This window comes from Cognatundibacterium aquatile, from assembly GCF_014699135.1.
Lineage (GTDB): Bacteria > Pseudomonadota > Gammaproteobacteria > Burkholderiales > Burkholderiaceae_D > Undibacterium > Undibacterium aquatile.
This window is the reverse complement of record NZ_JACOFT010000001.1, coordinates 863,790-876,445: the sequence shown is the minus strand read 5'-3', so window position 1 is coordinate 876,445 and position 12,656 is coordinate 863,790. Positions and strand designations below refer to the sequence as shown.

General features: G+C 52.6%; 8 protein-coding genes. All 8 read left to right on the top strand.

Features of this window, described 5'->3' with window-relative positions; genetic code table 11:
• The first annotated feature begins 15 nt into the window (after window positions 1-15).
• The 8 genes from H8K26_RS03945 to H8K26_RS03910 all read left to right on the top strand — a co-directional run bounded on the left by H8K26_RS03945 (window position 16) and on the right by H8K26_RS03910 (window position 12,600).
• Window positions 16-1,005, top strand: a complete 990-nt coding sequence (locus H8K26_RS03945) for a glycosyltransferase family 2 protein (RefSeq protein WP_190477449.1) — start codon at window positions 16-18, stop codon at window positions 1,003-1,005.
• A 49-nt stretch (window positions 1,006-1,054) separates the two neighbouring features.
• Window positions 1,055-1,954, top strand: a complete 900-nt coding sequence (locus H8K26_RS03940) for a DMT family transporter (RefSeq protein ID WP_190477447.1) — start codon at window positions 1,055-1,057, stop codon at window positions 1,952-1,954.
• Between the two features lie 3 nt (window positions 1,955-1,957).
• Window positions 1,958-3,238: a lipid IV(A) 3-deoxy-D-manno-octulosonic acid transferase gene (gene waaA, locus H8K26_RS03935; RefSeq protein ID WP_190477445.1), complete on the top strand. Its 1,281-nt coding sequence runs from the start codon at window positions 1,958-1,960 to the stop codon at window positions 3,236-3,238.
• 234 nt (window positions 3,239-3,472) lie between these two features.
• Entirely contained in the window at window positions 3,473-5,977 is a 2,505-nt protein-coding gene (locus tag H8K26_RS03930) for an adenosylcobalamin-dependent ribonucleoside-diphosphate reductase (RefSeq protein ID WP_190477444.1), read from the top strand.
• Window positions 5,978-7,063: 1,086 nt separating this feature from the next.
• Entirely contained in the window at window positions 7,064-10,213 is a 3,150-nt protein-coding gene (locus tag H8K26_RS03925) for an autotransporter domain-containing protein (protein WP_190477442.1), read from the top strand.
• Window positions 10,214-10,444: 231 nt separating this feature from the next.
• A complete protein-coding gene (gene modA / locus H8K26_RS03920; RefSeq protein WP_390365878.1) occupies window positions 10,445-11,203 on the top strand; it encodes a molybdate ABC transporter substrate-binding protein in 759 nt (252 codons plus the stop codon).
• Window positions 11,204-11,212: 9 nt separating this feature from the next.
• Window positions 11,213-11,890, top strand: coding sequence for a molybdate ABC transporter permease subunit (gene modB, locus H8K26_RS03915; RefSeq protein WP_190477439.1), 678 nt, complete (start codon window positions 11,213-11,215; stop codon window positions 11,888-11,890).
• An 11-nt stretch (window positions 11,891-11,901) separates the two neighbouring features.
• A complete protein-coding gene (locus tag H8K26_RS03910; RefSeq protein WP_190477437.1) occupies window positions 11,902-12,600 on the top strand; it encodes a sulfate/molybdate ABC transporter ATP-binding protein in 699 nt (232 codons plus the stop codon).
• Window positions 12,601-12,656 lie beyond the last annotated feature (56 nt).

The following is a 12,656-nucleotide window of genomic DNA, read 5'->3' as shown; positions in this document are numbered from 1 at the left end:
AAAGAATATCACCGCATGCAAGCCGCTCATTCACCGCATTCCCCCAAAGTCAGTGTCGTCATCGTCAACTGGAATGGCGGCGACTTGCTACAACGCTGCGTCACCGATCTGTGTGCGCAAAGTTATCAGCCGCATGAAATCATCGTGGTGGACAATGCCAGCAGCGACGGCTCCGGTCATGCGATAGAACAGGCATTTCCACAGGTCAAAGTGATACATGCGGGCAGCAATCTCGGGTTTGCGGCGGGAAATAATCTCGCCGTCAAACTGGCAGCGCCCGACAGCGAGTGGATCGCGTTGCTGAATCCGGATGCGTTTCCGGAACCGGACTGGCTCAAAGCCTTAGTCGATGCGGCCGCTGCGCAGCCGGAATTCGCGATCTTCGGTAGCCGCCTGATGGATGCCAACACACGTACCCTGCTCGACGGTGTCGGTGACGCGTATCACGTCAGCGGGCTGGTCTGGCGTGAAGCCCATGGTCAGCCATTGCAGCCATCATTTTTAGAACGCAGGGAAATTTTTTCGACCTGCGCAGCCGCCGGTTTGTACCGGCGCGATGTGTTCGACGCGATTGGTGGTTTTGATGAAGATTATTTTTGCTATGTCGAGGATATCGATCTCGGCTTTCGCTACCAGTTGCTTGGCCACCGCTGTTTGTATGTGCCGGAGTCAGTTGCCAATCATGTCGGCTCGGCATTAACCGGCAAACGCAGCGATTTTTCTGTGTATTACGGCCACCGCAATCTGGTCTGGACTTTCGTTAAAAATATGCCCGGCATCCTGTTCTGGCTTTGTCTGCCTTTGCATATATTGCTGAATCTGATCACGATTGCCTATTTCATCAAAGCTGGTCAGGGCAAGGTCATTCTGCGCGCCAAGCGTGACGCCTTGTACGGCTTGCCGGACACCTGGCGCAAACGCCGTGCAATACAGTCACAACGGGTCGCCAGCATCAGCCATATCTGGCGCTTGCTGAACAAGAAACTCAGCCGCCGTGCGACTTAGGGTATAGTCCTGCTTCTTCAGATTTCTGCATTATTTTCTTTTTTACCACATGACTATCCGCAAGAGCCTCGACGGCAACGCCATCGGTCTGATGTTACTGCTGTGCCTGTGCTGGGGTTTACAACAAGTGGCGGTCAAAATGGCCGCGCATGCTATCAGTTCCACACTACAACTCGGCTTGCGCTCTGGCATTGCCGCCATGTTAGTGCTCGCTTTAATTTCGTTCAGAAAAATTCCGTTCACACTCAGCGGCCCGCATCTGCGCCCGGGTTTGCTGGCCGGTCTGCTGTTTGCCGGCGAATTTCTGGCGGTCTCGTATGGTCTGAATTTCACCACGGCGTCACACATGTCGGTGTTTTTGTACACCGCGCCCATCTTCACGGTACTCGCGCTGCACTGGCTGATTCCGGCAGAACGCCTGCAGGCGCGGCAATGGCTGGGCATATTGATGGCCTTTGGTGGCGTCGCCATTGCGTTTTCCGGCGCGTTTGGCAATAACCCACGCGCCATGCATGACATGCTGATCGGTGACAGTTTCGGTATTCTGGCGGCGCTGCTGTGGGCATCGACGACGGTGGTGATACGTAAATCGAGCTTATCTGAAGCTGAGCCGACGACCACGCTGTTTTATCAGCTCGCCGGTGCAGCTGTTGCCTTAACCGTCATTGCCTATGCGCAGGGCGATAATGTGTTTGCAGCGTGGGATCAAACCGCCTGGATCAGCATGTTGTTTCAAAGTGTGGTGGTGGCTTTCGCCAGTTATCTGGCATGGTTCTGGCTGATGCGCCGCTATCTGGCATCGCGCCTGTCTGCGTTTTCGTTTCTGACGCCGCTGTTTGGTGTCGCGGCGGGTGTCGTGCTGATGAATGATGTCGTCAGCCCGCGCTTTGCAATTGGCGCCGTGATGGTACTCAGTGGTATCGTGCTGGTGAATTTCAGAAAAAACTAATCCATGCGCCTTCTTTATTCTTTCGTCTGGGGTTTATCGCTGCCCTTCGCCGTATTCCGTCTCTGGTGGCGTGGTCGTCGCGAGCCGGGTTACCGCCAGCATATCGCCGAACGTCTGGGATTTTTCCCTGCTTATCAAACGCAGGCAACGATCTGGGTGCATGCGGTATCGGCTGGTGAAACTCGCGCCGCCGAGCCTTTGATACGGGCATTGCTCGATGCGTATCCGCAGCATCATCTGCTGCTGACGCACATGACCGCGACCGGACGTGAAACCGGCGGCAAGCTGTTTGCCGATGTATCGTCACGGCTGACGCAGGCATTTTTGCCGTATGACATTAACTGGATGATGCGCCGTTTTCTGCGGCATTATTCTCCGCAATTGTGCGTGCTGATAGAAACGGAAGTCTGGCCGAATCTGATTGCTCAATGCAAAGAATTGCAGGTGCCGGTCACGCTGGTGAATGCACGACTGTCAGAAAAATCGCTGAACAAAGCACGCCGTTTGTCCGCCCTGATGCTGCCCGCGGCACACGCGATCAGCGCGGTTGCAGCGCAGTCAAATCCGGATGCGGATCGCTTACGTGAACTGGGTATCAGCGAACCGCAAGTCACAGGCAATATGAAATTTGATGTCACGCCGCCAGCACTGATGGCAGAACGCGGCATAGCCTTACGCCGTAGTTTTGGCGAGCGTCAGGTCATCTTGTGCGCCAGTACCCGTGACGGCGAAGAAGAACTGATACTCGCCGCGTTTCAGGAACAGTTTCCGTTGCTGACAGAAAAACCGCTGCTGATCATCACACCGCGCCATCCGCAACGTTTTGATCAGGTGGCAGGCATGCTGGAAACGCGTGGCATCGCGTATGTACGCCGCTCCACACTTGATCACGACACAGTCGCGCCGATTGCCAGCGATGTACAAGTATTGCTGGGTGACACCATGGGTGAAATGTATATGTACTATGCCGCAGCGGATGTCGCCTTCGTCGGTGGCAGTCTGGTGCCACTGGGCGGACATAATCTGATCGAAGCCTGTGCCATGGGCAAGGCCGTGCTGACGGGGCTGCATACCTTTAATTTTTCCGAAATTACCGATCAGGCCATTGCAGCCGGTGCCGCTTTGCGGGTTGACGGTGCGCGGAGTATGCTACGCGAAGCGCTTGCCTTACTTGGTGATGATAAAAAACGTAACGATATGGGACAACATGCCTATGCGTTTTTTTTACAGCATCAGGGTGCAACCGCCCGCACCATGGCAATTCTGGCACCATACCTGAGCTGAGTCACAGAATCAGGGTCTTTTCAGCATAGCAATTACTTACTGGCGAAATTACTGCATCAGTAAGAATTGAAACAAGAAATGATGAACAGGCAGGGATTTTGTCTGCCTTGATACCCATCAAGGCAAATCAGCCCCTGCCCCATATACTGAAGCGCTGCCCATCATAGTGGCGCTGGCTTTACGACAATAATCGATACGATAATCTGTAATCCTCACTGAGAAATTAAGCTGATAATGAATGCGAACGCACAACTCCCGGGAATCACTGACATGGCGCCACAGGAAATCTCACTCGATGTTTTATTAGAAAAATACGCGAAGGGCGAAGAAGCCACGATTCATGATGTGCAGGCACGCGTCGCCAAGGCACTCGCTAGCGTAGAACAAGCGGACGTGCAGGCCTATTACGAAGAAAAATTCTTATGGGCGCAAAAAAACGGTTTTGTTCCTGCGGGCCGGATTAATTCCGCGGCCGGTATGGATTTACATGCGACGCTGATTAACTGTTTCGTACAACCGGTCGGCGACTCTGTATCCAGCCCGACGGATGGCAAACCCGGCATTTACGCAGCATTGGCGGACGCGGCTGAAACCATGCGGCGCGGCGGCGGTGTCGGCTACGATTTTTCCAGCATTCGCCCGAAAGATGCGCTGGTGCGCGGTACACGTTCGCGCGCCTCCGGCCCGGTATCCTTCATGCAGGTATTTAATGCCTCATGCTCGACGGTTGAATCTGCCGGTGCGCGGCGTGGTGCGCAAATGGGCGTGCTGCGCGGCGATCATCCCGATATTCTGGAATTTATCCGCTCGAAAGACGAAGGCGGCCTGACCAACTTTAATATCTCAATCGGCGTCACCGATGAGTTCATGCAAGCGGTTGCTGACGACACAGATTTCTGCCTCGTGCACAAAGCAGAACCGAGCGAAGACCGCAAAGCCGCAGGCGCCTATCAGCGTAAAGATGGTCTGTGGGTCTACGAAACACTGCGCGCCCGCGACCTGTGGGAAGTCGTCATGAAATCGACTTACGACCATGCAGAGCCAGGCATTCTGTTCCTGTCACGCATGAATACAGAAAACAATCTGTATTACTGTGAAAAAATCGAAGCGACCAATCCTTGCGCCGAACAGCCTTTGCCGGATTATGGCTGCTGCTGCCTCGGCTCTATCAATCTGACACGTTTCGTCAAAAATCCCTTCTCGCTCGGCACCAGCTTTGATTTTGATGCATTTAAATCCGTCATCACAGTGGCGACCCGCATGCTCGACAATGTGCTCGATGCCACCGCATGGCCACTTGATCTGCAAAAAGCCGAAGCGATGTCAAAGCGACGCGTCGGCCTTGGCTTTCTCGGCATAGGTAGCACTCTGGTGATGCTGGGCATACGCTACGATTCCGACGAAGGGCGAGAATTCGCCCGTCAGGTATCTGAAGTTCTGCGCGATACGGCGTATCTCGCCTCCGCCGAACTGGCAAAAGAAAAAGGCGCATTCCCCTTGTTCGACAGCCAGAAATATCTGGCGGGACAGTTCGCACAACGTCTGCCGAAGGCAGTTCGTAAAGCCATAGAAAAAAATGGTCTGCGCAATTCTCACCTGCTGTCGATTGCGCCGACCGGCACCATCACACTGGCATTCGCCGACAATGCATCGAATGGTATCGAGCCCGCGTTTTCATGGGTCTATAACCGTAAAAAGCGCATGGCCGTTGGCGACGCGCGTATCTATGAAGTCGCCGATCACGCCTGGCGTTTATACCGCGCGATGGGACATGACGTGTCCGACGACAGCAAATTGCCGCATCAGTTTGTCACCGCGCTGAATATGTCAGCCAGCGACCACATGAAAATGCTGCAGGTCGTGCAGCCTTACATAGACTCGGCGATCTCGAAAACAGTGAATGTTCCGGCCGATTATCCATACGAAGACTTCCAGAATTTGTATATGGACGCATGGCGCGCCGGACTCAAAGGTCTGGCAACCTACCGGCCAAACAGCATACTCGGCAGCGTCTTATCTGTCGCCAGCACCACACCGGAAACCGAAACGGCTACGACGGTTACGCATCAGCCGCATGATGAAGATTTGCTGCGCAAGCAGTTTGAGGGACGTCCTTTCGGCGATCTGGAATCGATCACCTCAAAAGTGCAGTACACCACCTATGAAGGTAAAAAAACGGTCTACCTGACCGTCAGCTTCATACACGTACAAGGTATGGTCGGCGGCGAACTGATCACGATAGAACGTCCGTTTGAATTCTTCATGCCAGCCGGTCAGAAAAACGACGGCCAGCAATGGATTTCCGCCAGCATGCGGCTGCTGTCGATGGCGGCGCGCTCTGGTGGTTCGATTGCAAAAGCCTTGGCCGATATGCGTGAAGTGGTGTGGGATAAAGGCACCGTACGCTGCGGCATGCTGACCAAAGACGACGGCTCACAAGCGCCGCTGTTCCACGAATCCGAAGTGGCTGCCATCGGCTACGCATTGCAGCGCATCCTGATGAAACGCGGCTTTCTGGACGCATCCGGTAATCAGATTCCGGTGCATGTACTGGCTGAGAAATTTAAATCCCGCCTGCAGCAATATGGCGTCAATGATCTGACTTACGTCGCGGAAACTGCGCCGGTATCGTATATCCCTAGTGGAAAAAAATGCCCGGATTGCGGCGCGTATGCATTGCAAAAAATCGACGGCTGCAGCCGTTGTGTTTCCTGCGGCTACGTCGGCGCTTGCGGCTGAGCAAACACTAGCCGGATACGTTCGAAGCCTTCACCTGCTCGCTTGAGCGGGTGAAGGTAAAAAAGCAGTCCTCGTTGTATTTCATTGAGACTAACGAAAAATTGCCCCGGCAAGGCAAAATAAAGACGGCACCCAACCTACACGTCAACCAGATGCACACATGACGTCATCTCACGGTATTGTTCAAATACCCTCAGCAAATTGCCTTGAACGCGTCTTCGTGCATAACCATCCCCTGATACTGTCAGCAGTTTCGTATTAGTCACATACTCATACGTCTATTTTTAAAAAAACAACACTGTCGGGACTTCGGTGGTAATTTTCATTGTTGCAAAAATAAAAACTGTACAATGGAATCCTCATCTGTGCTTTACCGCTCACTTTTCCGCAGTCAATGCTCGCATTGAGCTCTGATAGTGCATCAATGCGCTGGCGTTGCAGACACATCTTTTCCCCGTTTCGCTCTATTTATTTGAAAGTCGCGCCATGCTCCAACGCATCTTTTCGATAAGATGGCTGGCTTTTGCCAGCCTCTTCATCACCATCCTCAGCACGGCGCTACCGGTGCATGCAGACCCAATTAGTTTCAATCCAGCCCAGGGTAGCAACTACACTTGCACAGTAAACACCAATTGCACCATCAGCCTCACATACGGCTTCGCTGGAACAATTAGTAATTTTAATGCGAATTTTCCAGCTTCACTAGCAAATGGGTACGGAGGGCAGTTGAATGGGATAACTAAAACTGTTTCTTTTAATTTCACTGCTTTAAATACTGGAACGTACCAAATAGACATTATTTTATTTGATACCAACTCCGTTCAATATCCGGTGACCTACAACCTTGTTGTGATTCCAACGCCGCCCATGAGTTTTAACCCAGCCCAAGGTAGCAGCTACTTTTGTACAGTAAACACCGATTGCAACATCAGCTTCGCATACGATTCCACAGCAAGGGTTAACGATATTAGTCCAAATACTCCCGCTTCAGTTCAACCGCGCCAAGGGCAATATAATACGGCCGCTCAAACTGCTTCTTTTAATTTCACTGCTTCAAATACGGGAACGTACCAAATAGAAATGATTTTGGATAGTCGCAGCTCCGGTCGATATTCGGTGACCTACAACCTTGTTGTGACTCCACCGCAGATTCTGAGTTTCAATCAACCTAGCCCGCCCCCGATCACTGCCGGCAATGGTCTGACAAATCCAGCAACATCAACGCTCAGCGGAGGCAGTTATGGTGCGATCACCTACACCAGCAGCAATACCGCCGTTGCCACGGTGAACGCCAGCGGCACCGTCACTACCTTGAGTGGGGGAACGGTCACAATTACCGCAACGCAGGCAGCTGTCACAGGAATCAACGCACAGGTGATCAATACTTACAGCCTCACCGTCAATCCCGTGCCTGTCCCCGTTTTAAATTTCAATCAGCCGGGGCCGCTCGCAATAACCGTCGGCAACAGCCTGACAAATACGGTGACGTCGACATTGACTGGCGGCAGTTATGGAGCGATCAGCTACAGCAGTAGTGACTCCACCATTGCCACAGTGAACGCCAGCGGCTCCGTCACGACACTGAATGCGGGAACGGTCACCATTACCGCAACACAGGCAGCTGTCACAGGAATAAACGCGCAGGTGATCAAGACTTACAGCCTCACCGTCAACCCCGTGCCTGTCCCCGTTTTAAATTTCAATCAGACTGGCCCACTCGCAGTAACCGTCGGCAACAGCCTGACAAATACTGTGACGTCGACATTGACTGGCGGCAGTTACGGCACGATCAGCTACAGCAGTAGCGATCCCACCATCGCCACGGTCAACGCCAGCGGCGCCGTCACGACGCTGAATACGGGAACGGTCACAATTACCGCAACACAGGCAGCTGTCACAAGAGTGAACGGACTATCGACAAAGACATACAGCCTGAGTGTTATTGATGTACCTGTGCTGCGTTTCAGCCAAGCGGGTCCGTTACAAGTCACATTAGGTAACAGCCTGACGAATATCGCGACCTCCACACTCAGCGGTGGCAATTATGGTGCAATCAGCTACAGCAGCAGTAATCCCGCCATCGCCACGGTCAATTCCAGCGGCACAGTCACTACATTGAATGCAGGGGCAGTGACAATTACGGCGACGCAAACAGCAGTGAACGGAGTGAACGAACAGGCTATACAAACCTACGCCTTAACGGTTACGGCATTACCATTGCCAGTACTCAGCTTCAGCCAACCGGGGCCGTTGCAAATCACTATCGGTAACAGCCTGACGAATATCGCGACCTCCACACTCAGCGGTGGCAGTTATGGTGCGATCAGCTATAGCAGCAGTAACCCCACCATCGCGAGTATCGATGGCGTTGGTAAAGTCTCTGCGCTGGTATCCGGTAGCGTGACCATTACGGCAACACAGGCAGCAGTCAAAGGTATCAATGCACAGACATTGGCGACATATAGTCTGAGTGTTAGTAAGAATGCGCAGATCGCATTGGTGCTGAACGCAGATAAACGCGCCATCTATACATCGACAGGCAAAGCAATCATCACTGCCTCTGGCGGTTCCGGCAGCGGCGCGGTCAGTTTTGCCATCACATCTGGTGCTTGCAGTTTGTCTGGCAATATCCTGTCAGCTGGTAGCACCGCTGGCACATGTGTTGTTACCGCAACCAAAGACGGCGAAAGCAATTTCAATCCGGCAACGACCAGCATTAGCATTGAAATTCAGAACCTCACTGCTTCTGCTGTAACGATAGGCACGTCCCAATCACAGGTGTTGGATGGCGTTGCTGTGACGTTGACTGCGGCGGTGAGCCCGGCAACATCGACGGGTTCAGTCATCTTTATGGACGGACAGGTAAATCTGGGAAGCGTGCCATTGGCAAATGGTTCCGCCGCGTTAATGACGAAAAATCTGTCGGTCGGTACTCATTTAATTACTGCGCTCTACTCTGGCGATGCGATAACTGCTGGTGCGAATAGCACGGTGTTGAATGTCGTCGTCGGCAAACGCCCTGATCCTGTGAGCAATGCTGTAGTGAAAGCGACGGCAGTTGCTGCGGCTAATATCAGCCAGCGCTTCACAGAGACCCAGATCACGAACGTGTATAGCCACGTTCAGATTCTGCATAGCGACTTTTCGATTAAAAACCGCTTTGGTGTCGCACTCAATGCCCCCGGACTGGATATGTTCAGAATGGCTGTTAATAAAATTTCTGACAATCTGACTGCAAGCAAGGACACCTTCGGTAACGATTCGTACCATCTGAGTCCGAAGGATTCCCAGGAATACACAATGGCAAAAGCGCCATTTGCCAAAGGTGAAGCCTTCCATGCAGATGATGGTAACAATGAAGAAGAACCAGCAAAAAATAATGAATTGCTGCAGATTGCGGGTAAGCCAATCGGCATCTGGACGGCGGGTAATATCGACGTTGGTGGTATTGATGCTCAGAATGGTAAGCGGACAAAATTCTCCAGCAGCGGCCTTACTATCGGTTTGGATATGATGTGGAATCCCAAGCTGATCATTGGCGCATCGATTGGCTATGCACGTGACACAGCAACCATGGATACGCTGGGGAGCGAAAGCAAATCCAGACAATGGTCTGGCATGTTGTACGGCACGTACAAGCCAGAGAAACAATGGTTTGTGGATGGTGTCGTAGGTATGGGCAAGCTCAATTTTGATAATCGTCGCTGGGATGATGTCAATAATCAGTTGCTGGCGGGCGAGCGTTCCGGTCAGGTCAGCTTTGCATCGACGGCGCTGACACGCGATATCACGATGGGCAATGATTTACATATTCAGCCATTCGGACGTCTCGATGTATTGCATGCCAGACTGGATGCCTACAATGAGCGCGGCAGCGTTTTAGCTCTTTCTCTGAATAATGCCCGCAGCACTACCACTGCATTGACCGGAGGTCTGACGATTGCAAAAGACCTGTACTACGAGTTTGGTCAGGTTTCACCATCGTTGAAGCTGCAATTGCGTCACCGCACCAGCGGTGATATGGATCAGTCTATGTATTACACAGATCTGGGTGCAGGCAGCACTAATTACAGTGTCGTCGTCGTTGGTTTACCGGAAGATATCCAGTCTGTCGGTCTGGGTCTGAATGTCAGATCGCGTCGTGGTTTAACAACCAACTTTAGCTGGCTAGGTTCTATGGGTGCGAATACCTATCGTGCTAACAGTTTCAGGGTCGATTTCCGGCTTGGATTCTGATCAGTCTCTTATCCTAAAAAACACCAGCTTACGAGCTGGTGTTTTTTTTTGCGAAAAAGCACGACCAGCCCTGCCCCGATATTGAGACAACGATCAGGTGCCTCCCCGCCCCTTATGCTCCCGGTTTTTCTTTCTAAACTGACCTGAGTCAAGATTATCCGGACTCGGTCTTTGATAGCGTTATATATAAGTGTATATTACGACTTCTGTTCAACTCACCGGAGCTGTCACGTGCAAACGAAAACCTTGAAACGCCTGATGTTGGCAACTTTACTGGTCGGGGTTTCAAATCTCGCCTGTGCGGCAGAAATCACGGTTTCGGCAGCAGCCAGTCTGACCAACGCGTTCAAAGAAATTGCACAGAATTATCAGGCGCAATATCCGGATGCGAAAGTCTCCCTGAACTTTGCTGCATCAGGTGCCTTGTTGCAGCAAATCGCCAAAGGCGCACCGGTAGATGTGTTCGCCTCGGCGGATCAGGAAACCATGGATGCCGCAGAAAAACAGGGCTTGGTAATGGCGAGTGACCGTCATGATTTTGTGCGGAATGCCCTCGTTCTGATCGAACCAGCCGACAGTAAAATCGCCATCAAACGACTCGACGATCTGAATCAGGCAAATATCAAACGCATCGCGATTGGCAATCCGGCCAGCGTGCCCGTGGGTCGCTATACCATGCAGGCGTTGGAAACGGCAAAACTGTGGCCAGCACTCGAAAACAAAACCATCAGCACGCAAAACGTACGGCAATCGCTCGATTACGTTGCCCGCAGCGAGGTTGACGCTGGCTTCGTTTATGCGACGGATGCCGCGATCATGAAAGACAAAGTCAAAGTCGTGCTGGAAATACCGACTGCCACAGCGATCAGTTATCCGGTTGCCCGCATCAAAAATAGTGCTAATGCAGAAGAAGCGAAGCGCTTCATCAACTATCTGCTGTCCGCACCGGGACAGACGGTGTTGACGAAATACGGATTTAAGAAAGGCTGATCGTCTGGTATGGATGTCGCATGGAACGCGCTGCTGTTGTCGCTGAAAGTTGCCGGTTGGGCGACCGCGCTGAATCTGGTTGCGGGTATCGCCGTTGGCTATCTGTTGGCGCGCGTTCGCTTTCCCGGGCGCGATCTGCTCGACACCTTGCTGACCTTACCGATGGTGATGCCTCCAACGGTGCTCGGATATTATCTGCTGGTCTTGCTGGGACGCCGCAGCTGGCTTGGCGCATGGCTGCAGGATCATCTTGGCATCAGCCTGATCTTTACCTGGCAAGGCGCCGTCATTGCCGCTGCTGTCGTCGCGTTTCCTTTAGTCTTTAAACCGGCACGAGCCGCCTTTGAAGCAATCGACGGACAACTGGAACAAGCCGCGCGCGTACTAGGTATTTCAGAAATTGGTATTTTCTTTCGTGTGACCCTGCCACTCGCATGGCGCGGGATTCTGGCCGGTGTGTTGCTGGCATTCGCACGGGCATTAGGTGAGTTCGGCGCAACCTTGATGATCGCCGGCAGCATCCCTGGTAAAACACAAACCCTGTCTATCGCCGTGTATGAAGCCGTGCAGGCCGGGCAGGACGATGTCGCCAACACGCTGGTGTTACTGACCTCATTCGTCTGCATCAGCGTGTTACTGCTGGCAGGAAAACTGGCGCCGGGGCGCATCGCACATCGCTCTTCATAACGGAATGGTCTATGCAGTTTGATCTCCACATTCAGAAAACGCTGATCTCAGGCACACGTCGGTTTGAACTCGATATTCAGTTCGCCAGCGATCAGCAGCGCGTCGTCATCCTCGGCGATTCCGGCGCGGGCAAGAGCCTGACGCTGAAAGCGATTGCCGGATTACTGACGCCAGATCGCGGCCATATCCGTCTCGGCGAAACGACTTTATTTGATCATCAGCAGCGCATTCATCTGGCACCGCAAAAGCGGAATATTGCCTATCTGTTTCAGGAATACGCTTTATTCCCGCACCTGAACGTGCGCCAGAATATCGGTTTCGGACTGACGCAGGGTTGGCGTAATCCGGACCGGCAACGCAGCAATGAAAAGGTCAATCATTGGTTAGCTGCGCTGGATTTACAAACAGTCGCCGATCAGCTTCCACATGAACTTTCGGGCGGACAAAAACAGCGTACGGCGTTGGCACGGGCATTGGTTGCGGAACCCCGGGCATTATTGCTGGATGAGCCATTCGCTGCGCTTGATCCATCTTTGCGTATTCTGATGCGCAAAGAACTCGATAGTTTGCAACGTACATTGCAAGTACCGATGATATTGATCACGCATGATCCGGAAGACGCCCATGTCTTTGGCGATCACGTTGTGCATTTACGTGATGGGAAAATTCGTCATGATGATGCACCGGTCGTACTCAGCCAATGCGTATGAACAATGACGTTCTCACAGCTGACGAAGAAAAGGGCAGCGTGACTTCAGCGCTACGG

Coding starts and splice junctions, on each gene's coding strand:
- H8K26_RS03940 (WP_190477447.1), top strand. CDS start 1,055: ATGACTATCCGCAAGAGCCTCGACGGCAACGCCATCGGTCTGATGTTA.
- waaA (WP_190477445.1), top strand. CDS start 1,958: ATGCGCCTTCTTTATTCTTTCGTCTGGGGTTTATCGCTGCCCTTCGCC.
- H8K26_RS03945 (WP_190477449.1), top strand. CDS start 16: ATGCAAGCCGCTCATTCACCGCATTCCCCCAAAGTCAGTGTCGTCATC.
- H8K26_RS03930 (WP_190477444.1), top strand. CDS start 3,473: ATGAATGCGAACGCACAACTCCCGGGAATCACTGACATGGCGCCACAG.
- modB (WP_190477439.1), top strand. CDS start 11,213: ATGGATGTCGCATGGAACGCGCTGCTGTTGTCGCTGAAAGTTGCCGGT.
- H8K26_RS03910 (WP_190477437.1), top strand. CDS start 11,902: ATGCAGTTTGATCTCCACATTCAGAAAACGCTGATCTCAGGCACACGT.